The sequence below is a fragment of the Roseomonas fluvialis genome (assembly GCF_022846615.1).
In the GTDB taxonomy this organism is placed as follows: domain Bacteria; phylum Pseudomonadota; class Alphaproteobacteria; order Acetobacterales; family Acetobacteraceae; genus Neoroseomonas; species Neoroseomonas fluvialis.
In genome coordinates, this window is record NZ_AP025637.1 from 3897948 (window position 1) to 3917840 (window position 19893).

The 19893-nt window shown below is 71.3% G+C and carries 20 protein-coding genes; 8 read left to right on the forward strand and 12 right to left on the reverse strand.

Translation table 11 applies throughout. The annotated features are described in order from the left end of the window. Positions 1–429 precede the first annotated feature (429 nt). Genes rplI through rpsF form a run of 4 tightly spaced genes read right to left on the reverse strand, consistent with a single transcriptional unit; the run spans position 430 to position 2673 of the window. On the reverse strand, positions 430–996 hold the full coding sequence (rplI, locus tag MWM08_RS18750; RefSeq protein WP_244408025.1) for a 50S ribosomal protein L9: 567 nt from the start codon (positions 994–996) through the stop codon (positions 430–432). Next, positions 993–1889 (reverse strand): hypothetical protein, encoded by an 897-nt coding sequence (locus tag MWM08_RS18755; RefSeq protein WP_244408026.1) that lies wholly within the window; start codon positions 1887–1889, stop codon positions 993–995. Before MWM08_RS18755 ends, rplI begins: the two co-directional genes overlap by 4 nt. Positions 1890–1905: 16 nt before the next feature. Next, positions 1906–2184 (reverse strand): 30S ribosomal protein S18, encoded by a 279-nt coding sequence (gene rpsR / locus MWM08_RS18760; RefSeq protein ID WP_198370384.1) that lies wholly within the window; start codon positions 2182–2184, stop codon positions 1906–1908. Positions 2185–2190: 6 nt separating this feature from the next. Continuing rightward, complete coding sequence (rpsF, locus tag MWM08_RS18765; RefSeq protein WP_244408027.1) at positions 2191–2673, reverse strand: 30S ribosomal protein S6; 483 nt, start codon at positions 2671–2673, stop codon at positions 2191–2193. Positions 2674–2868: 195 nt separating this feature from the next. On the opposite strand from rpsF, the gene MWM08_RS18770 reads away from it, so the two are divergent. Next, positions 2869–3843 carry a Bug family tripartite tricarboxylate transporter substrate binding protein gene (locus MWM08_RS18770; protein WP_244408028.1) on the forward strand — a complete coding sequence of 325 codons (975 nt, stop codon included), beginning with the start codon at positions 2869–2871 and terminating at the stop codon, positions 3841–3843. Here MWM08_RS18770 and MWM08_RS18775 read toward each other — a convergent pair. After that, positions 3836–4105 carry a hypothetical protein gene (locus MWM08_RS18775; RefSeq protein WP_244408029.1) on the reverse strand — a complete coding sequence of 90 codons (270 nt, stop codon included), beginning with the start codon at positions 4103–4105 and terminating at the stop codon, positions 3836–3838. The genes MWM08_RS18770 and MWM08_RS18775 overlap by 8 nt on opposite strands. Positions 4106–4443: 338 nt before the next feature. Between MWM08_RS18775 and MWM08_RS18780 the strand changes: the two genes are divergently transcribed. From MWM08_RS18780 to MWM08_RS18800, 5 genes are all read left to right on the forward strand, one after another. Beyond that, the gene (locus MWM08_RS18780; protein ID WP_244408030.1) at positions 4444–5079 is read left to right on the forward strand and encodes a TetR/AcrR family transcriptional regulator; all 636 of its coding nucleotides are present in this window, start codon (positions 4444–4446) and stop codon (positions 5077–5079) included. Between the two features lie 66 nt (positions 5080–5145). Beyond that, positions 5146–6105: an ACP S-malonyltransferase gene (gene fabD / locus MWM08_RS18785; protein ID WP_244408031.1), complete on the forward strand. Its 960-nt coding sequence runs from the start codon at positions 5146–5148 to the stop codon at positions 6103–6105. Beyond that, entirely contained in the window at positions 6105–6530 is a 426-nt protein-coding gene (locus tag MWM08_RS18790) for a GNAT family N-acetyltransferase (RefSeq protein ID WP_244408032.1), read from the forward strand. The genes fabD and MWM08_RS18790 overlap by 1 nt, the downstream gene beginning before the upstream one ends. 13 nt (positions 6531–6543) lie before the next feature. After that, a complete protein-coding gene (fabG, locus tag MWM08_RS18795) occupies positions 6544–7284 on the forward strand; it encodes a 3-oxoacyl-[acyl-carrier-protein] reductase (protein ID WP_244408033.1) in 741 nt (246 codons plus the stop codon). Positions 7285–7502: 218 nt separating this feature from the next. Then, positions 7503–8546 carry an alpha/beta fold hydrolase gene (locus MWM08_RS18800; protein ID WP_244408034.1) on the forward strand — a complete coding sequence of 348 codons (1044 nt, stop codon included), beginning with the start codon at positions 7503–7505 and terminating at the stop codon, positions 8544–8546. Between the two features lie 154 nt (positions 8547–8700). Here the strand turns inward: MWM08_RS18800 and MWM08_RS18805 are convergent, their stop codons facing one another. After that, complete coding sequence (locus MWM08_RS18805; RefSeq protein ID WP_244408035.1) at positions 8701–9687, reverse strand: Bug family tripartite tricarboxylate transporter substrate binding protein; 987 nt, start codon at positions 9685–9687, stop codon at positions 8701–8703. 143 nt (positions 9688–9830) lie between these two features. Here MWM08_RS18805 and MWM08_RS18810 point away from each other — a divergent pair, with 143 nt between their 5' ends. Further along, a complete protein-coding gene (locus MWM08_RS18810) occupies positions 9831–10796 on the forward strand; it encodes an alpha/beta hydrolase family protein (protein ID WP_244408036.1) in 966 nt (321 codons plus the stop codon). Between the two features lie 10 nt (positions 10797–10806). Here the strand turns inward: MWM08_RS18810 and MWM08_RS18815 are convergent, their stop codons facing one another. The 6 genes from MWM08_RS18815 to cysQ all read right to left on the reverse strand — a co-directional run bounded on the left by MWM08_RS18815 (position 10807) and on the right by cysQ (position 18238). After that, on the reverse strand, positions 10807–12846 hold the full coding sequence (locus MWM08_RS18815) for a patatin-like phospholipase family protein (RefSeq protein WP_244408037.1): 2040 nt from the start codon (positions 12844–12846) through the stop codon (positions 10807–10809). Between the two features lie 128 nt (positions 12847–12974). Next, the gene (locus tag MWM08_RS18820) at positions 12975–14549 is read right to left on the reverse strand and encodes a hypothetical protein (RefSeq protein WP_244408038.1); all 1575 of its coding nucleotides are present in this window, start codon (positions 14547–14549) and stop codon (positions 12975–12977) included. Next, positions 14546–15223, reverse strand: coding sequence for a cysteine hydrolase family protein (locus MWM08_RS18825; protein ID WP_244408039.1), 678 nt, complete (start codon positions 15221–15223; stop codon positions 14546–14548). The genes MWM08_RS18820 and MWM08_RS18825 overlap by 4 nt, the downstream gene beginning before the upstream one ends. A gap of 251 nt (positions 15224–15474) precedes the next feature. Further along, positions 15475–16320 (reverse strand): transglutaminase-like domain-containing protein, encoded by an 846-nt coding sequence (locus tag MWM08_RS18830; RefSeq protein ID WP_244408040.1) that lies wholly within the window; start codon positions 16318–16320, stop codon positions 15475–15477. A 176-nt stretch (positions 16321–16496) separates the two neighbouring features. Further along, on the reverse strand, positions 16497–17471 hold the full coding sequence (locus MWM08_RS18835; protein WP_244408041.1) for an L-threonylcarbamoyladenylate synthase: 975 nt from the start codon (positions 17469–17471) through the stop codon (positions 16497–16499). Continuing rightward, positions 17468–18238, reverse strand: a complete 771-nt coding sequence (gene cysQ / locus MWM08_RS18840) for a 3'(2'),5'-bisphosphate nucleotidase CysQ (protein ID WP_244408042.1) — start codon at positions 18236–18238, stop codon at positions 17468–17470. Before cysQ ends, MWM08_RS18835 begins: the two co-directional genes overlap by 4 nt. A gap of 139 nt (positions 18239–18377) precedes the next feature. Between cysQ and MWM08_RS18845 the strand changes: the two genes are divergently transcribed. Further along, on the forward strand, positions 18378–19850 hold the full coding sequence (locus MWM08_RS18845) for a leucyl aminopeptidase (protein WP_244408043.1): 1473 nt from the start codon (positions 18378–18380) through the stop codon (positions 19848–19850). Positions 19851–19893: the final 43 nt, after the last annotated feature.

The following is a 19893-nucleotide window of genomic DNA, read 5'->3' on the forward strand; positions in this document are numbered from 1 at the left end:
TCGCGCGTCGGCCGCACGGCTTCACGCTCCGCAGAGCCTATATGGCCGACCGTGAACGGTACGCCGTCCCGACGCGCCGCCGGCGGCGCGTGCCGCACGATGTGCGCCATTGTCGGAAGACGAGATCCAAACAGGCCCGCAGACCTCGGTGATGAGGCAGAAACGGTTATCGTGCAGAGCCACGGTGGTGTTGCGGCTGCCGACGTGCGGATGTGCAAGCCAGCACGCGGCGCGCTCCAGTCGCCGAAGGTCTGTGGGAGTCCACCGGCGCAGCGCGGCACCAGGGTGCTGCAGCGGATCCGCCGCGGGATCATGAACTCGGACCAAGCTGGTCCCTCCTCATGGCGAGAGGGACGCATGGCATGGTGCCGAGTGTCGCCGGCAAGACGCAATGCGCGGCGCGGGCGTAACGACCCGCACCGCGGACGATCAGCCGTTGTCGGCCTGGCCGGCAGCGAGTTCGGCGGCCAGTTCGGCCTCGAGCGACGCGGCCTCGGCCTCATCCTCGGCCTCGACGCGCTCGCCGCGGGCCTGCTTCTCGGCTTCCTCGGGGGACCGCGCGACGTTCACCACCACCGGGATCGAGACTTCCGGGTGCAGCGCGACCTGCACGGTGGTCAGGCCGACCGTCTTGATCGGCTGGCCGAGCAGCACCTGTTCGCGCGCCACGGTCAGCCCCGAGGCCTTGCAGCCCTCGGCGATGTCGCGGGTCGAGACGGAGCCGTACAGCGCGCCGCTCTCGCCCGCCTGGCGGATGATGATGACCGAGAGGCCGGCGACGCGCTCGGCGGTGCGCTCGGCCTCGCCGCGGCGCTTGATGTTCTGCGCTTCCAGCTGGGCGCGCTCGCGCTCGAAGCGCGCGAGGTTGTCCTTGTTGGCGCGGATCGCCTTGCCGGTCGGGATCAGGTGGTTGCGCGCGTAGCCCGGCTTCACCTTCACCAGCTCGCCCATCTGGCCGAGCTTGTCGACACGCTGCATCAGGATGAGTTCGATCATGTTGTGCCTCCGGGCGGGCTCGTGCGCCGCCCCCATTGCTCGTAGAAACCAAAGGCCGTCACCGCGATCGCGGCCGGCACGCTGAGGATGACCAGCCCGGTGTAGAACACGCCGAGCATGAAGGGGCGCGCCGGACGCCCGACGGAGCGGCGATGCACCGCCGCGATGCCCATCAGGAACACCGGCAGCAGCAGCACCAGCAGCACCGAGAGCGCCACCACGTCGCCATCGCCGCCCATGACCAGCCAGGCCGCCGCACCCGCGCCGGTCAGCGGCGGGTACCAGGCCGGCAGGCGCACCTCGCTCCAGCGCGGGGACGGGGCCATCGCCCAGCCCGAACGCGCCAGCGCCGACTGCGCCGCCGCCCCGTTGACCGAGAGCGACACCGCCGCCCAGAAGCCGAGGGCCGCGGCCATGACCTGCACCAGCTGGTCGACCGGGAACTGCGTGGCGTTGCCGCCCATGCGCCGCAGCCCCTGTTCCACCGCCTCGCGCATCGCGCCTTCGAGCCCGCCAGGCAGGCCCGAGAAGGCGAAGGCGCAGCCGATGATGACCACCGCCGGCCACAGGCCGAGCAGGGCGAGCGGCAGGCCCGGGTCGATGCGCCCGCCGCGCAGGCCGGTCGCGACGATCAGCACCGCGGGAATGGCGAAGGCGGTCAGAAAGACCACCATCGGCAGCATGCCCGCCAGCGCGACATGGATCAGCGCCGCCAGGCCCGCCGCCCCAGCGATCGCGCCCGGGCCGAAGCCCAGGCCGGCGGCGAAGAGCGGCAGCGGCGTCAGCCAGAAGGCGGCGAAGCCGAGCGGCAGGCCGCGCATCGCCCACAGCGACAGCGTGGCGGCCATGAGGCCCCCTGCCATCGCCGCGAGCCAGCGCGGATTGCTCAGCACGCCGCCCATCGCTGCGTCAGTCGTTGATCACGTAGGGCAGCAGCGCCAGGAAGCGGGCGCGCTTGATGGCCTGGGCCAGTTCGCGCTGCTTCTTGCCGGAGACCGCCGTGATGCGGGACGGGACGATCTTGCCGCGCTCGCTGAGGAAGCGGGAGAGCAGACGGACGTCCTTGTAGTCGATCTTCGGCGCCTGCGGCCCCGAGAACGGGCAGGACTTCTTGCGCCGGTAGAAGGGACGGCGCGCGCCGACAGCTGGGCGGCGGCCGGCGGGGGTCAGGTCGGTCGATTCAGACATGGGTGCTTACTCCTCGTGCCCGCCGGGGCCGTCCATCTCGTCGCGCGGGCGCGCACGGAATTCCTCGCGGTCGTCGCCACGCTCGCGGCCACCGCCGGTGCGGCCGGAGCCGAAGCGGCCGGCCGGGCGCGGGCCGCGGAAGCCGCGGTCGCGGTCACGGTCGTCGCTGCGCTTGGCCAGAACGGCGGAGGGCGCCTCGTCGATCGCCTCGACCTTGATCATCAGCGACCGCAGCACGTCCTCGTTCAGGCCGAGCTGGCGCTCGACTTCCGGCAGCGCGGTGCCGGGCGCGTCGATGCCGAGGAGCATGTAGTGCCCCTTGCGGTTCTTCTTGATCTTGTAGGCGAGGCCGCGCAGGCCCCAGTACTCGCGCTTCTTCACCTCGCCACCGCCTTCGGTGATGAGGCCGGCAACCTGCTCGGCGATCGCCTCGACCTGCTGCTGGGTGATGTCGTTGCGCGCGATGAACACGCATTCGTAGAGTGGCATGTGATCTCCCTGTGGCTGGCTCAGCCCTGGCCCCGGGACGGGGCGCGCAAACGGGCATAGCCGGGCGCGTGCCTCGCACCCGGCAGGGGAGCGGGGCGTAAAGCACGGCAGGGGGGGCTGGCGCAAGGGCCGCGGGGGTGCACCGCGCGGCGCTTCATGCTGCAATCGACCCTTCACGCCCCCGGGAGGCCCCGCATGAACCGCCGCAGCGCCCTGATCCTGCCGATCGCCGCCCTGGCCCAGCCCCGCATCGCCCACGCCCAGACCGCCTGGGCACCGACCCGCCCTGTCGTGCTCGTGGTCCCCTTCGCCCCCGGCGGCCCGAACGACCTGGTGGCCCGCCTGGTCGCCCCGCACCTGCAGGCCACCCTCGGCCAGAACGTGGTGGTGGAAAACCGGCCGGGCGCCACCGGCGCCATCGCCGCGCGCCATGTCGCGGCCCAGCCGGCGGATGGACATACGCTCATCGTCGCCGCCTCCGGCACCATGACCATCAACCCGGCGGTCATGCGGCAGCCGGGCTACGACCCGGAGAAGGATTTTGCGCCGGTCAGCCTGGCGATGACCGTCCCCAACATGCTGGTGGTGCACAAGGACGTTCCCGCGCGCACGGTGGCCGAGACGATCGACTGGCTGAAGCGCGAGAACGGCCGCGCCTCCTATTCCTCCGGCGGGGTCGGTTCGACCGAACAATTGGGCATGGAATTGTTCCTGAATGCCACCGGCACCCAGGCGACGCATGTTCCCTTCCCGGGCGGTGCGCCGGCGGTCACGGCGATGATCCAGGGCACGGTGCAGTGCTCGATCCTGAATGCCGCGACGGTGCGCCCGCATGTGGCGTCCGGCGCGCTGCGCGGCATCGCCATTGCCATGCCGCGGCGCTTCGACCCGCTGCCGGACGTGCCCACCATGGCCGAGGCGGGCTATCCGCAGGTGGTCTCGGCCTCCTGGTCGGCCTTCCTGGCACCGGCCAATACGCCCGCCCCGGCGATCGCGCGGCTGCACGAGACCATCGCCGCCGCCCTGCGCCTGCCGGAGGTGACCCAGCGCCTCACCGCCGCCGGCTTCACCATCGATGCCAGCACCCCGGCAGAGCTCGGCCAGACCATCTCGACCGAATTGGCACGGTGGCGGCAGGTGGTGCGCGACGCCGGCATTCAGCTCAACTGAACCCGCCGGCGCCGTCGCGGACGTGCTGCCAGATCATCGGGCCGCTTTCGACCAGCAGCGCGGCGATCAGGCGCTGCACGGCCATGGCGTGGTCGAGGTCGGGATGCTGCGCGGTCAGCACGGCGATCATCCAGACCAGGCCCTCGCCGCAGGTCTTTTCGCCGGTGGCGATGCGGCGCAGTTCCTCGGCCAGTTCCTTGAGGAAGGCGTGACCCCGCGGGACGCCTGAGCCGGGGCCGGGCTGGTCGGATGTTTCGAACATCGTCAACGGCTCCGGAGCAGGCGCGATTATCTGGGATCGATTTAATTCATCGAAGGCCTTCAATGTAAGGCCGCGACTTCGTTGCTCGCAAGTCCGTGCATTTGCATCCATGCCGGGGCAGCACCGGATTGCGTCGCGTGGGCCCTCTTGCGCAGACGATCGCGCCGGCGCCGCGCCGTGTGCAGCGCTATGCCCAGCGCCGCATTGCGCGCTCCCGCCAACGCCCCGAGGGCGATAACGTAAAATAAACGTGTTTCATTGAGTGTATTCAATAAGAGAAAACGACGACTTTTGGCAACAAACTTGCGCCCCGAACTTGCCCGAGGCATCACGCCGTCATGTCGATACCGCCTGCCCCGCGGCGCCGTTCCACCGCCAAGCGTGCCGAACAGCGCACCCGGACCATGGCCCGCCTGGTCGAAGCCGCCGAGAAGCTGATCCGCGAGCGCGGCTACGAGGCAACCAGTTCCACCGACATCGCCGCGGAGGCCGGCGTCGCGCCGTCGCTGATCAACGCGCATTTCCTCGGCAAGGCGGGCCTGCTCTATGCGGTACTGCGCAACTTCAACGACCAGCAACTGGCAGCGACACGCGTGGCCGCGGCGTGCCCCGGCACGCCGACCGAACGCCTCGCCGGCATCCTGCACACCTGGGCGCAATGCGACCTCGCGGAGCCGCGGATGTACGCGGCCATCATTGGATTGTCCTGGTCCTGGCCGCCGGAGACCGAGCGCGAATACGCCGCCGACCTCGCCATCTTTTGGGATGTGGTCATGGCGGTGGTCAACGAAGGCATCGCGCGCGGCGAATTCCGCCGAATCTCGCGCCGCGACGCCACCGACATCATCTCCTCGATCCACCAATGGGGGATGCGCCCGGGCATATTCGAGGGTGCCGACCCCGCCGCCTGCGCCGAGCGGGTGATCGGCCAGGTCATGCTCGCCATCGCCGCGCCGGGTCGCCTGCCGGATTGACACGGGCCGGCGGGCGGCCCATTCGCGCCGCAGCATCGAACCAAAGCGAACGGGAAACGCCGCAGAATGTCGCTCGCCTTCGTCTTCCCTGGCCAGGGCAGCCAGGCCATCGGCATGGGCCGCGACCTGGCCGAAGCCTTCCCCGCCGCACGCCACGTCTTCCAGGAGGTGGACGACGCGCTCTCGCAGAAACTGTCGAAGCTGATGTGGGAGGGCCCGCAGGAGGAACTCACCCTCACCGCCAACGCCCAGCCCGCGCTGATGGCGCATTCCCTGGCCGTGGTCCGCGCGCTGGAAGCCGAGGGCGGCTACATCCTGGCCGAGCGCGTGGCGCTGGTGGCCGGGCATTCGCTCGGCGAATACTCGGCGCTGACCGCCGCAGGCGCCTTCGATGTCGCGACCGCGGCGCGCCTGCTGCGCCTGCGCGGAGACGCCATGCAGGCCGCGACCCCGCCCGGCACCGGCGCGATGGCCGCGCTGCTGGGCGCCGAGATCGACCTGGCGCGAGAGATCTGCGACGCCGCCGCCACCGACCCCGAGACCAACACGCGCGAGGTTGTCGAAGCCGCCAACGACAATGGCGGCGGCCAGGTGGTCATCTCCGGCTCCAAGGCGGCGGTCGAGCGCGCGATCGAGATAGCGAAGGAGCGCGGCGTGAAGCGCGCCATGCTGCTGCCGGTCTCCGCCCCCTTCCATTGCGCGCTGATGGCCCCGGCAGCGGATGCGATGGCCGAGGCGCTGGCCGGTGCCACGATGCGCGCGCCGCTGGTCCCGGTGGTGGCCAACGTGACCGCCGCCAAGGCGACCGACCCCGCGGAGATCCGCGACCTGCTGGTCAAGCAGGTGACCGGCACGGTGCGCTGGCGCGAATGCGTCGCCGCGATGGCCGCGATGGGCTGCGAGCGCTTCGTGGAAGTGGGCTCCGGCAAGGTCCTGACCGGGCTGATGAAGCGCAACGCGCCCGAGGCGACGGCGCTTGCCATCGGCACGCCGGCGGATGTCGAGGCCTTCCTGAAGTCGGTGTGATGGAGCCCGAGGTCACGCTCTCGGAACTGGCGGACGATCCGGCGGCGAAGGCGGCGCTGGACGGGCTGACCGCGTTCAATGCGCCCTTCGTCGGCCCGCATGGCTTCAAGCCACTGTCGCTGGTGGTGCGGCGCGAACCCGGCGGCGCGCCGGTCGGCGGTGCCTTTGGCTGGTGCTACGGCGCCTGGTACTTCCTGCACTACTTCTACCTGCCCGAGGACCTGCGCGGCGGCGGCCTCGGCGCGCGGCTGATCGCGCGCATCGAGGCCGAGGCACGGGCGCGCGGGTGCATCGGCGCCTGGGTGGATACCTTCTCCTTTCAGGCGCGGCCCTTCTACGAAAAGCAGGGCTACGTCGTGTTCGGCACGATCGACGGCCAGCCGCCCGGCCACGCCCGGCACTTCCTGTTCAAGCGCTTCACCTGAGGAACCGACACAGATGTTCGACCTGACCGGGCGCACCGCCCTCGTGACCGGCGCCACCGGCGGCATCGGGGAAGCCATCGCTACCGCGCTGCACCGCCAGGGCGCGACCGTCGCCATCACCGGCCGGCGCGAGGGCGAACTCGCCCGCGTGGCCGAGGCGCTGGGCGGGGCGCGCGTGATCGTGGCCCCGGCCGACCTGTCGGACCCGGCGGCGCCCGCGGCGCTGGTCGAGAAGATCGAGACCGAGGCCGGCGGCCTGGACATCCTGGTCAACAATGCCGGGTTCACGCGCGACATGCTGGCCCTGCGCATGGGTGATGCCGACTGGGCCGCGGTGCTCGAGGTCGACCTGACCGCGCCCTTCCGCCTGGCGCGCGCAGCGCTGCGCGGCATGATGAAGAAGCGCAGCGGGCGGATCGTGTCGATCGCGTCGATCGTCGGCGTCACCGGCAATGCCGGCCAGGCCAACTACGCGGCCGCCAAGGCCGGGCTGATCGGCATGAGCAAGTCGCTGGCGCAGGAAGTCGCCACGCGTGGCGTCACGGTGAACGTGGTGGCCCCGGGCTTCGTGAAGACCGCGATGACCGATGCGCTGGGCGATGCGCAGAAGACCGCGCTGCTGTCGCGCATCCCGACGCAGCGCATGGGCACGCCCGAGGATATCGCGGCCGCGGTGGTGTTCCTCGCGAGCGCCGAGGCGGGCTGGATCACCGGCCAGACCATTCACGTGAATGGCGGCATGGCCATGGTGTAACGGCGGACGGGAAGCACTGCGCGCACGACCCGGCCAACGGCCCGCGAAGAGATGACCGCGGCCACGCCCCATGTGGCCCCTCATATGCGGGTCTCGCTCGCCGTGCGCGGGCCGATGCGCTCGGCGCGTGCGTGGCCATGACGGCGCGCAACCGTTCCATTCCGCGCGCCGGCCGCCTGCGCTAGCCTCCTGCGCAACCAAGCCCAGGAGGGAACGCCATGCGCCTGCTCCGCCGTGCGGCCATGCTGCTGCCGCTGCTGATCGCCGCCCTGCCCGCCGCCGCGCAGCCCACCCCACGCGAGGGCACCTGGACCGCATCCGGATTCCGCTTCCACGGCGGCGAGGTCATGGACCTGCGCCAGGGCTACATCACGCTGGGCGAGCCCACCAACCCCGCGGTGCTGATCCTGCACGGCACCTATGGCACGGCGCGGGGCATGCTCGGCGCCAATTTCGGCGGGCAGTTGTTCGGCCCCGGGCAGCCGCTCGACGCGACGCGCTTCTTCATCATCATCCCGGATGCGATCGGCACCGGGAATTCCTCGAAGCCGTCGGACGGGATGCGCGCCGGCTTCCCGCGCTACACCTACACCGACATGGTCGCCGCGCAGCAGCGGCTGGTGACGGAAGGCCTCGGCATCCGGCGGCTGCGCCTGGTGCTCGGCAATTCGATGGGCGGCATGATGGCCTGGAGCTGGGCGACCGACTTCCCCGACATGATGGACGCGATCGTGCCGATGGCGTCGCAGCCCACCGCGATGTCCGCGCGCAACTGGATGATGCGCCGGCTGATGATCGAGAGCGTGCGCCAGGACCCCGCCTACCTGGGCGGCAACTACACCACGCAGCCGCCCGCGCTGCGCCTGGCGAACGTGATGTACGGCACCGGCACCAATGGCGGCACGCTGAACCTGCAGCGCGCGGCACCGACGCGCGAGGCCGCCGACCGACTGGTGGACCAGCGCCTGGCCGCGCCGCCGCCGCGCGACGCGAACGACTTCATCTGGCAGTGGGATGCCTCGCGCGACTACGACCCCGAGCCGCGGCTCGATCGCGTGCGCGCCCGCGTGCTGCAGATCAATTCCGCCGATGACGAGCGCAACCCGCCGGAGACCGGCCTGACCGAACGCGCGCTGGCACGCATTCCGAACGCACGGCTGCTGCTGATCCCCGCGAGTGCCGAGACGCTTGGCCACGGCACCACCGGAAATGCACGGTTCTGGCGGGAGGATCTGGCGCGCTTCCTGGCGACGCTGCCCTGAATGTCGGTCCGGGAATGCGCCTGATGGCGCCTTCCCGAACAGCGGCGGAGGGCCTCACGCCCGGACGGCCACCCGCTTCAGCAGGCTGGAACGGGTGGTCGGGTCCCGTGCAGGCCCGGGGGCGGGCGTGTCAGACAGACACCGAGGCCCGCGCCTATTCGGCGCGGATGCCCAATTGTTCGATGACCGGGCGGAAGGTCGCCCAGTCGCGCCGCAGCCGGGCGGAGAATTCATCCGGGCCGCTGACGCCGGTCACCGCCATGCCGATGCCGGCGAAGCGTTCGCGCAATTCGCCGCCCGCGAAGCCGGCGGTGACCTCGGCCGCCAGGCGATCGACGATCGGCCGCGGCGTGCCGGTCTGCACCATGACCGACGCCCAGGAATCGACGTGGTAGTCCGCAAGCCCGCCGCCCGCCGAGCGGATCGGCGGCACGCCGGGGACCAGGGGCGATGGATTCGCGGTGGTCACGCCCAGCGCGCGCAGTTGCCCAGCACTCACCAGCCGCCCCGCCGCGGCCGGCGTGTCGAAGCCGAAATCCACCTGCCCGCCCAGCAGGGCCGCGAGCGCCGGCCCGCTGCCCTGGAAGGGGACGTGCAACGCCTCGAGCCCCGCCTTCGCGAGGAATAGCGCGGTGACCAGGTGCTGCGCGCCCGCGACACCCGAGGAATTGTGCGTGTAGTGGCCGGGGCGCGACTTCAGCATCGCGATCAGGCCATTGAGGTCGCGCACCGGGCTGTCGGCCTTGACCAAGGCGATAAAGGGCGCCTCGCCGAACAGCGCGACAGGCTGCAGTTCGCGTTCCACGTCATAGGGCGGGCGGGTGACCAGCGGGCCGAAGGTGATGGGCCCGAGCGAACCGGCCAGCAGCGTGTAGCCGTCCGGCGTGCCCTTCGCGACGATATTGGTGCCGATCTGCCCGCCCGCGCCCGGGCGGTTGTCGGGCACCACGGGCTGGCCGAGGCGTTCGGTCAGCATTTGCGAGACCAGGCGGCCGGCCACATCGGTCTGCTGGCCGGGCGGCCAGGGGATGACCATGCGCAGCGGCCGGTTCGGCCAGGCGGCGGTGGCCTGGGCAGCGACCGGGCGCGGCGCGAGAAGCGCGGCGACGGGCAGGGCCAGCATGGGGCGGCGGCGGATCATGGAACATCTCCCGAAGCTTGATTCTTGGCCCCGGATCATGCAGCGCCGCCGCGGCCGCGTCACGCCCCGCGGCGCGGCGGGTTGAGCGGACCCGTCGCCGCCGCCATGCTGCGCGCCGCTGCCCGGGGGGAACCGCCTTCGCCATGACCGACCTGCCGCCGATCGCTCTCGCGCGCTGGACCAGTTTCCATGTCGGCGGGCGGGAGGTGGTGGTGCAGGGCCAGCCCGCGCGGGAGGTCACCTTCACCCCCGGCGGCGCGCCGGCGCTGATCGACGCGAACGGCACCTACCTGGTCGGCGGGATGTACGCACAGGCGATGGAACCGGCGCCGAAGCGCGGCACGGTGCCGCTGATGCTGTGGCATGGCGGCGGGCTGAGCGGTGCGTGCTGGGAGACCACGCCCGATGGGCGCGAGGGCTGGCAGCACTTCTTCCTGCGCGCGGGGTGGGAAGTGGTGGTGTCCGACGCGGTGGAGCGCGGCCGCTCCGGCTGGATGCGCATCCCGGAGGAGACCGGCGGCGTGCCGGTCACGCTCACGCTCGAGAACCCGTGGGAGCGCTTTCGCATCGGCCCCGGCACACCGCAGGAAGGGCGAGTCTTCGATGGCCAGCAGTTCCCGGCCGATCCGGCATCCTGGCGCCACTTCATCCTGGGCTGCGTGCCGCGCTTCACCACCACCGACGACCTGACGCTTGCGGCCTATGGCGCGTTGCTGGAGCGTGTCGGGCCTTCCGTCGTGGTCGCGCACAGCCAGGGCGGTTTCTTCGCTTGGCGGGCGGCGCAGGAATGGCCGGGGAACGTGCGCGCGCTGGTGCTGGTGGAACCCGCGAGCACGGGGCTGATGGAGAAGGTGGCGGCGCTGGCGGGGATCCCGGTGCTGATGATCTATGGCGACTTCATCGCCGGCGACCCGCGCTGGCCGGCAATCCGCGCGCGGGGGATCGCATTCGCTGCGGCGGTGCGCGCGGCCGGCGGGCATGTGGACGTGGTGGACCTGCCCGCCGTCGGCATCCGTGGCAACAGCCACATGATCATGATGGACCGGAATTCGGACCGGGTGGCGGGCCTCGTGCAGGACTGGCTTCAGGGCCTCGGGCTGTGCGCGTGAGACTCTCGATTCAGCGATAGGTCAGGTTGGCGCGGGGGTCGCCGCCGACGGCGCGCAGCCGCCAGCCCAGCTTCGGGCGCGGCGCGGCGCCGGACGAAGCGCCGGCAGTCTTGCTCGCACTGGCGGCGCTCGGACCGCTGTCGAACAGCGATGCGTGCGGCTCGCCGGTCTGCGTCGCCTTCGCACTGGCCCTGGCGCCCAGTGTGTCGGCAAGCCGGATGATCTCGTCGACGCCATCTCCCGCAGCCCGGGCGGCGGAATCACTTGCCCAGCGATAGCCCGGGGTGACGCGCTTGCCCTTCGGCACGCTCGTGGCGTTCGCGGGATGCGTGGGTGACCACGCGGCGCGTGCATCGGCATAGCTGCCTGCCTGGGCGTCTGGATGCCGCCAGGCCGCACTGATCTCAGCGAGCAACCGCTCGACACCCGAGAGCGTGGCGCGCAAGCGGATCCAGCGGTGGTTGCGCCAGCCCATCAAGGCGCCCTCGCGCGCTTCGGCGCCGTCCGGATGAAACCGGTCGACCAGCCGGCCCGCGGCATCCGCGCCACGCTTGCTGAGCAGGGCGATCGTCTCGGCCGGCATGTTGAGGTTGAGGCCACCCTCGTTGTCGCGCGTCAACACGGTCACGATGCGGTCGCGCTGGCCGGGCGTGAGTTGCAGGGCGTTCTCCTGGGCGTTGCGCGCCGTGTTGACGATGGCGCCGACGAAGCCAGCGAGCGTCGGATCATCGTGCCATTCGCCGCCGCCACCGCGCCGCCGCGAGGCGAGGAACGGCGGCCGCAGGGCATCGCGATTGTCGCGTGGCATCCAAACCATGTCGGCTTCCGTCCGCGGCCCCGCTTCCTCGTCGTCGGTCGGCAGCTCACGGAGGTTGATGCAGAACGTCGGCCGGCGCGGCAGCACAGAGTCGAAGGCATCGACCGGGAAGTTCGAAGTGATGCCGCCATCCGAGAACCAGGCGCGGCGAAAGCGGGCCGGGCGACGCGAGGCTCGCGTCGCCGCTGTCGTGTCCGAGGTACGGGGGATGCTTGCGTCCCTGGCATGCAGGGGTACGGCCGAGATCAGGCCCGGAAAGCTCAGCGACAGACGCACGCCGAACAGGACGGGCAGGTCGCCCGGAGCGGGCAGCCGCAGGAGGCGAACCCCGTCCGCCACCACTTCGCCCTGTGCCGCGCGCACCATCCAGCGGACGACGTCGCGTGGCAGGACGCGCGCGAGTTCGTCCGGCTGGAAGAACAGGTTGGTGCCGCTGGGCTCCAGGAACGGGAACCGGTGGGCGACCTGCTGCGAGAGGTTGGTCGTCGTCAACACCAGGTCGAGACGCCGTTCTGCCAGCGTGTCGGGGCTTCCCCAAAGATCGCCCATGGTCAAAGGACTGTCGCCTAAGGCAAGCGGCGCATCCTTGCCCTCCGGTACCTGCCCGACGGTGCGGCCGGCAAGGCGCTGCATGGTCGCGTGCATCCAGTCCATCAGCGCTCCGCGGTGGCGCAGGGCATCTTCCGTCTGCTCGATGCCGGGATGAATGCCGGGGCAGAGCCCATATCCAGCCGCGGGCAGGCCCCGCACCACTTGCCACACGAGCGCGCCCACCGTGGCGATCAGGCCGCCGAAGGTCAGCGCCAGTCCCCAGGCGATGCCGGCGCCGCCCAGCCATGCGCCCAGCCCGATCGCGATCGACGGCGATGCCACGGCGCCCAACGTCGCCAAAGGACCAGCGCTCAGCCCCCGCCACAGCAACCAGTCGAGGATGCGCAGCTTCGGCGTCGCTCGGAAGAGCTTGCGCAGGTTCGTGGTCCCGCCGCCGATCTCGTGCGCAAGGCCCGCGACCTTCTCGAAAGCATCGGGCCGCCCGCCAACTTGCCGGCCGTACTCGGCCGCGGCCGTCACCCCTGCTGCGATGGCCCCGGCCGAGGCGCCGCCGATGCAGACGAAGCGGTACTTCGCCGCTAGGCCCGCGACCGTGCCCGGGTACACGACGCCGGAGGTGATGCCGCCACGCAGAATGAGGTCGCAGGGCGGCAGGTCCTCCACATTGGTTTGCGCGTCCACGGAAGGCCTCCCCACACCGCACCGCGGACATTGCGGTTGCGTCGCGGGATATTGCGCGGCCCGGGGCGGCACATTCTACCGTCGAGATCACACTGCGCCGCCATGTCGCCGGCGCCTTCGGCTGCCCGCTATTCGGCGGGCGACGGCGCTGCCTTTGGTTGCATCCCGCCTGCCAACACCGGCCACCGGACGCAGGCGAACAGGAACGCCGCCACCATCGCATAGGCCAGCGCGACCCCCGGCGTGACCGCGAACCCCACCGCGGGCCCGTGCATGAAGCCGAAGAAGGTCAGCACCGCCCCGGCGGCCGCGAAGTAGGACGCGCGCAGCCAGTCGCGGTCGATGATGAAGGCGGCGACGGCGGCGAGGATCAGCCCTGACAGGATCGCGCCTTCACCCAGCACCACCAGCCCCGGATAGAGCACGCCGAGCCCCGCGAGCTTGTCCATACCCACCGCCGCCGCGCTGGTCCCCGCGGCGCCGAGCGCACCGTCGATCAGTGTCTTGGCCCAGTGCGCCAGGTGCGGCACGAGCCCCAGGACGATGGCCGGCGCATGAGATTTCGGGCTTTCCTGGAAGGCCTGCGCGCCTATCAGCATCCCGATGTAGAGCAAGATCGGCGAGATCGCGACGATCGGCACCAGGTCCAGCAGCACGGAGACGATGCCGAACCAGGTGACAACCAACACCGCGAGCCCGGTCGCTGCGGAATAGCCGATCCGCCCGCCCATCGACTTCCAGCCCGGGTGGCCGATGTAGACCGCGTTGATGAAGGGGTTGCCCATCAGGCAGCCAATGAGGCTGACGGCGCCATCGGCGGTGAGGACGCGCGTTGTGGGGAAATGGTCGCCCGCCGCCTCTGCACTCTCGACGTTGTCCATGGCTTCGACCAGGTCGTAGATGCCGAAGGGGATGGCGGTGACCAGGATGATGCCTATGAACTCGAAGCCGCCGAAGACGTGGTCGATGGCGGGCAGGGGCACCGAGAAGCCGATGTTCGACAGGCCGTCGAACAGCGCCGTCAGGCTGCGCCCGCCGATGCCCAGGCCGAACAGCGCGGCGAGCCACGCGACCAGCATGCCGAAGGCGATGGCGACCAGCCCGGCGGGGATGTTGCGCGGATAGCGCAGCCCGCCGAACCAGGCGGCCAGCACGATCCCGAAGCAGACCAGGCCGATCACCGGCGTCATGAACATCTCGAGTGCCGGGCGCATCGAGATGAAGGTGATCGACACGCCCGCCAAGGTGCCGAGCAAGGCCGCGCGCGGCGTGATCTTCTGGATCCAGGGTGCCACGAAAGCGCCGATCATCAGGATGAAGGACTGCACGAAGACCCAGGTGAGCCCGGCCTCCCAGCCCTTGATCGGGTCGCCGGTGCGCTGCGCGATCGGCAGCATGATGACCAGCACCACCACGAACATGTGCGGCACGGAAATACCCGAGGGCAGCGCGCAGACATCGCTGCGCCCGGTCTTCGCCGCCAGCCGGTAGGCCAGGAAGGCGTAGTACCAAGTGGACAGCGCCATCATCAGCCCGGCGGCGGGCAGGATGCGGCCGAAGACGATCTCGGGCGGCATGTTGAGCACGAAGCGCAGCAGCCCGGTCAGCACCAGCAGGTTGACCAGGATGTTGGTGCCGAAGCCGAACAGCGCATTCCAATCGCCCGGCGTCCACAAGGCAGGCTTGGCGGTCGTGATCGTCATGGCCCGTCTCCCTGAAGTGCGGCCCTCAGCCGCGTGGTGTCGCTGACCCAGCCGAAAATGCCGCCCTGCGCGCTGACCATCGCCAGCGCCGCCGCATGGAATTCCGGGAAGTAGGAGGCGCAGGCGTCGGCGAGGACGACGCATCGGAAGCCGCGGTCGTTCGCCTCGCGCAGGGTGGTGTGGACGCAGACCTCGGTGGTGACGCCGGCGAGCAGCAGGGCCTCGATGCCGCGGTGGCGCAGCATGGGTTCGAGTTCCGTCGCGTAGAAGGCGCCCTTGCCGGGCTTGTCGATGACCGGCTCGCCGGGGATGGGCGCGAGCGCGGCGACGATGTCGTGCCCGGGTTCGCCGCGCACCAGGATGCGGCCCATCGGGCCCGGGTCGCCGATGCGCTTCGATGGCGCGCCGCGCGAGACCTTTGCCGGCGGCGCATCGGAGAGGTCCGGGCGGTGTCCCTCGCGGGTGTGGATGACCAGCATCCCGGCCGCACGCGCGGCATCGAGGGCGACCCGGCATGGCCCGATGGCGGCGGCGAGCAGGGACACGTCGTTGCCCAGCGCGGCGCCGAAGCCACCGGGTTCCAGGAAATCGCGCTGCATGTCGATCACGACCAGCGCGGTGCGCGCCGGGTCGAGGTCGATGGGCGAGGGTTCGGCAGGCAGTCGGCTGCGCATGCGTCCCACCAGGTCAGGGCGGACGATGGCAAGCAAATCCCGTGCTAGAGCAGACCCCCCGATCAGATGGAATCATCTGATCGGGTGAAGATGCTCGCGAAAACACCGGTCTAGAGACGTTGCAGTGAGCCGCGGCGAACGGAAACGGCTCTAGAGCGGGAGCCGCTGCGCCTCAGTCGGCTCCGGCCCTGGTCTCGCCCATGGATCGACCGTGTCGGCGAACCCGCCGCCGCCGGACGCGCGACGGATCCTCAGCCCCCGGCTTCGGGCCGGACGGCGTGCACCGTCGGGTCTGCGGCCGGCTCCAGGGCCTCGATCCACACCTCCGGCTTCTCCGACACCATCGGGCCGAACGCCGTGCAGAACGCGACCTCCGCCGCGTCATGCCCGATGCCGATGCGCACCAGCCCGGCCGGATCGGCCATGCGGGTCGGGTCGAAGATGTACCAGTCAGGCCCCGCCGGGCCTTCCAGGAATGCCTCGAACACAGCGTGGAAGTCGGGCGGCTGCAGGCGGAAGGCGTAGGCGCTGACGTAGCGCGCGGGGATGCCCAGGGCGCGGCACAGGGAAATGCCCAGGTGCGCGAAGTCGCGGCAGACACCGGCGCGCAGGGTCACGATGTCGAAGGCCGATGTCATGGCGTCCGACACCCCGCCCTCGTAGGTGACGTACTCGTAGATCCAGTTGCAGATGGCGTTGACCCGCGCATAGCCCGGTTCGATGGCGCCGAAGGTGCTCAGCGCGAAGCGTTCGAGCCTGTCGGACTGGCAGTAGCGGCTGGGAAACAGGTGGCGCAGGGCCGGCAGCGGCAGGCGGCCGATCGGTATCTCCTTCACCGCACCCGCATCGCCGAGGCTCGGCGTCACCTCCACGATCGCGCTGTAGTCGAGCGTGAACGGCCCCGCGGGCGGGGTGATCCGGAAATAGCGATTGCCCGCGTCCTCGCTGGTCCATCGGTCGATCGGCACGTCTGGCGACAGCACCAGGTCCTCGCGCTCGATCCGCTGGCCCTCAAAGCGCTGCGCCTCGATGTTGAAGACGAAGGGCACGGGCGATTCCGTCTGGTAGGCCAGACGGCAACCGATCTTGAAACGCATGGAAACTCCGTGGCGGCAGGGCGATACCGTCGAGAACACGCGCGCGCCGCGCGAGTTGCTTCGTCTTTGCGCGGTGGGGCGGTGGCGCGGCGAGCCGGCCGGCGGTGCGCGCCTCGCTCCGGGCGGCGATGGGCGTACACCCGCCGTGACCCGCGCGACTCCCCCGGGCGCGGGCATCACCCCCGCGGCGCGGCCGCGCGTTCCAGGCGGTCGTTGATGGCCGCGCCAAGCCCGTCCTGCGGCACGGCCATCGCTGCGATGCCCCGCAGGCCGAGCCGCGCGCCCTCCGCATCCAGCCGGCGCAGCCCGGCGAACAGGCGCGCGGCCGCCTCGCGCAGGTCCCGCGCCTCGCTCAACTGCCACACCGCGCCCGCGCCCGGCAGCGGTTCGCCAAAGGCGAGCAGCGCCTCCTCCGCCGTGACGTCCCGCGCCGCCAGCCGCACCGGCAGTGCCGGGGCATAGTGCGACAGCAGCATCCCCGGGCTGCGCAGCGTGCGCGTCGCTGCCGCGGCGGCAATCGGGATGGGCCGCGCCACCGGGCCGATCACCGCCTCGATGGCCTCGACCGGCACGCCGCCGGGGCGCAGCAGCGCCGCCCCACCGGCTGCGAGGTCGAGCACAGTGCTCTCCACGCCCACCGCGCAGGGCCCACCATCCAGCACCGCGGCAATGCGCCCGACCAGGCCATCCATCACATGCTGCGCCGTGGTCGGGCTGACCTGGCCCGAGCGGTTGGCGGACGGCCCCGCCACCGGCACGCCCGCGCCGCGCAGCAGCGCCAGCGCCAGCGGATGCGCCGGCACCCGCAGCGCCAGCGTATCGAGCCCCGCCCCCGCCAGCAGGTCGACGCGGCACTCGGGCCGGCGGGGCAGCACCAGCGTCAGCGGCCCGGGCCAGAAGCGCGCGGCCAGCGCGCGGGCGCGGTCGTCGGCCACGGCTTCGTCGAAGGCGGCCTCGGCCTCCGGCAGGTGCAGGATCAGGGGGTTGAAATGGGGGCGGCCCTTGGCCTCGAACACCGCCGCGACGGCGCGCCCGTTCCGCGCATCCGCCCCCAGGCCATAGACCGTCTCGGTCGGGAAGGCGACGAGGTCGCCGGCGCGCAGCAGCGCGGCGGCGCGCTCGACCTCCTGCGCGGGCAGCAGCACCGTCACGCGACGCGGCCCTCGACCACGAAGCCGGAATTCGCCCAGCCCGGCTTGCCGTAGCGGAAGGGCCCGCCGCCTTCCAGCAGGCGCATCGTGCCGCCCGCTGCCTCGAGCACCGCCTGCGGGCCCGCGGTATCCCATTCCATGGTTCGCCCGAAACGCGGATAGAGGTCGGCGCTGCCTTCGGCCACGCGACAGAATTTCTCCGCCGAGCCGATGTTGACGATGCGCGCGACCCGGCGGCCTTCCAGGAAGCGGCCCATGCGCGGGTCGTCCTGGTAGTGGTGGCTGCCCATCACGACCAGGCCCTCATCAGGCACGGCGCGCACCGCGATGGGGCGCGTGCCGGCGGCGTCGCGCTTGAAGGCGCCGCCGCCGCTGCGGCCCCAGAAGACCTCGCCCGGCGCGGGAAGCGCGACGGCGCCGAGCACCGCCTGGCCATCCTCGACCAGGCCGATGCAGACGGCGAAATTGTCCCGCCCGGCGGCGAATTCGCGCGTGCCGTCCAGCGGGTCGACCAGCCAGAAGCGGCGCCCCGGGTCGGTCGGGGCGGTGCCGGCCTCGATCTCCTCCTCGGCGATGACCGGGATATGGGGGGCGGCGGCGCGCAGGCCTTCGACGATCAGCGCCTCGGCGATGCGGTCGGCCTCGGTCACGGGGGACCGGTCGGACTTGCGCTCCACCGCGAAACCGGCGGCGCGCACAGCGTTGATCGCCGCCGCTGCCTCGGTGGCAAGGCGGGTCGCGAGCGTGAGCAGGGCATCATGGTCCATGCCCGCCGTGTGGCCCCTGCCCCCGCGCCCCGCAAGCCCCGGATGCGCCGGGGCGGTCCCGCCGCTGGTCCCGCCCCTGGCCGGGCCGCGGTCGCGCACCTAATGTGCACCACCCAACGCGCGTAACTGCGGAGTCCCCATGCCCGACATCGCCTTCGTGAAGCCTGCCCTGCCGCGCAGCGGCGCCCTGGTGCTGCCGCTGGCCGAGGACGCCGCGCTCGCGGGCCTCGCGAAACAGGCCGACGAGGCGACCGGCGGCGCGATCTCGCGCGGCCTCGAAGCCGCCAAGTTCAAGGGCCGCAAGGGCCAGACCGCGACGCTCTGGGCGCCCGGCGCGGGGCTGTCGAAGGTCGTCGCGATCGGCCTGGGCAAGGCGGACGACATCGCCGCGACCGGCGCGGAGGCGGCCGGCGGCACGCTGGCAGGCGCGGTGGCGCAGGAACGCGAGGCGATGGTCGCCGCCGATGGCCTGGCCCCCGCGCTTGCCGCCTCGATCGCCATGGGCGCCGTGCTGAAATCCTACCGGTTCGACCGCTACCGCACGACCGAGAAGGAGGATGACAAGCCGAAGGTCGAGCGCATCGCCGTCGCGACCAGCGACACCACCAAGGCCAAGGCTGCCTTCGCCCCGCTGCAGGCGGTGGCCGACGGCGTCTTTCTTACCCGCGACCTGGTGAGCGAGCCGCCCAATGTGCTCACGCCCGTGGAATGCGCCGAGCGCTGCAAGGCGCTGACCAAGCTCGGCCTCGAGGTCGAGATCCTCGGCCCGAAGGAGATGAAGAAGCTCGGCTTCGGCGCGCTGCTGGGTGTGGCCCAGGGCAGCGCGCAGGAACCGCGCATGGTGGTGATGAAGTGGATGGGCGCGCCCAAGGGCAAGAAGGGCAAGCCGCTCGCCTTCATCGGCAAGGGCGTGACCTTCGACACCGGCGGCATCTCCATCAAGCCGGCCGGCGGCATGGAGGACATGAAGTGGGACATGGCCGGCGCCGGCACCGTGATCGGCCTGATGGCCGCACTCGCCGGGCGCAAGGCCAAGGCCGACGTGATCGGCATCGTGGGCCTGGTCGAGAACATGCCCTCCGGCACCGCGCAGCGCCCCGGGGACGTGGTGAAGTCGGCCTCCGGCCAGACCATCGAGGTCATCAACACCGACGCGGAAGGCCGACTGGTGCTGGCCGACGTGATCCACTACTGCATCGAGAAGTTCGACCCGCGCTTCATGGTCGACCTGGCGACGCTGACGGGTGCCATCATCATCGCGCTCGGCCACGAGCACGCCGGGCTGTTCAGCAACGACGACACGCTGGCCAGCCGCATCGAGGCCGCCGGCCGCGCGACCGGCGAGACGGCGTGGCGGATGCCGCTCGGCGAGGCCTACGACAAGCAGATCAAGTCGGACATCGCGGACATGAAGAATGTCGGCGGCCGGCCTGGCGGGTCGATCACCGCGGCGCAGTTCATCCAGCGCTTCGTGCAGGGCAAGCCCTGGGCGCACCTCGACATTGCCGGCACCGCCTGGTCGGGCAAGGACACCGCCACGGTGCCGAAGGGGGCCACGGCCTATGGCGTGCGGATGCTCGACCGGCTGGTGGCGGAGCACTACGAGGGGTGAGGCCCGCGCCGGCGCTCCGGCGCAGTACTGCGCGCGCCCGATG

Excerpts from the sequence above, each read along its gene's own strand:
- rplI (WP_244408025.1), bottom strand. The coding sequence starts at position 996 with ATGATCGAACTCATCCTGATGCAGCGTGTCGACAAGCTCGGCCAGATG.
- rpsR (WP_198370384.1), bottom strand. The coding sequence starts at position 2,184 with ATGTCTGAATCGACCGACCTGACCCCCGCCGGCCGCCGCCCAGCTGTC.
- rpsF (WP_244408027.1), bottom strand. The coding sequence starts at position 2,673 with ATGCCACTCTACGAATGCGTGTTCATCGCGCGCAACGACATCACCCAG.
- MWM08_RS18770 (WP_244408028.1), top strand. The coding sequence starts at position 2,869 with ATGAACCGCCGCAGCGCCCTGATCCTGCCGATCGCCGCCCTGGCCCAG.
- MWM08_RS18775 (WP_244408029.1), bottom strand. The coding sequence starts at position 4,105 with ATGTTCGAAACATCCGACCAGCCCGGCCCCGGCTCAGGCGTCCCGCGG.
- MWM08_RS18780 (WP_244408030.1), top strand. The coding sequence starts at position 4,444 with ATGTCGATACCGCCTGCCCCGCGGCGCCGTTCCACCGCCAAGCGTGCC.
- fabD (WP_244408031.1), top strand. The coding sequence starts at position 5,146 with ATGTCGCTCGCCTTCGTCTTCCCTGGCCAGGGCAGCCAGGCCATCGGC.
- MWM08_RS18790 (WP_244408032.1), top strand. The coding sequence starts at position 6,105 with ATGGAGCCCGAGGTCACGCTCTCGGAACTGGCGGACGATCCGGCGGCG.
- fabG (WP_244408033.1), top strand. The coding sequence starts at position 6,544 with ATGTTCGACCTGACCGGGCGCACCGCCCTCGTGACCGGCGCCACCGGC.
- MWM08_RS18800 (WP_244408034.1), top strand. The coding sequence starts at position 7,503 with ATGCGCCTGCTCCGCCGTGCGGCCATGCTGCTGCCGCTGCTGATCGCC.
- MWM08_RS18805 (WP_244408035.1), bottom strand. The coding sequence starts at position 9,687 with ATGATCCGCCGCCGCCCCATGCTGGCCCTGCCCGTCGCCGCGCTTCTC.
- MWM08_RS18810 (WP_244408036.1), top strand. The coding sequence starts at position 9,831 with ATGACCGACCTGCCGCCGATCGCTCTCGCGCGCTGGACCAGTTTCCAT.
- MWM08_RS18820 (WP_244408038.1), bottom strand. The coding sequence starts at position 14,549 with ATGACGATCACGACCGCCAAGCCTGCCTTGTGGACGCCGGGCGATTGG.
- MWM08_RS18825 (WP_244408039.1), bottom strand. The coding sequence starts at position 15,223 with ATGCGCAGCCGACTGCCTGCCGAACCCTCGCCCATCGACCTCGACCCG.
- MWM08_RS18830 (WP_244408040.1), bottom strand. The coding sequence starts at position 16,320 with ATGCGTTTCAAGATCGGTTGCCGTCTGGCCTACCAGACGGAATCGCCC.
- cysQ (WP_244408042.1), bottom strand. The coding sequence starts at position 18,238 with ATGGACCATGATGCCCTGCTCACGCTCGCGACCCGCCTTGCCACCGAG.
- MWM08_RS18845 (WP_244408043.1), top strand. The coding sequence starts at position 18,378 with ATGCCCGACATCGCCTTCGTGAAGCCTGCCCTGCCGCGCAGCGGCGCC.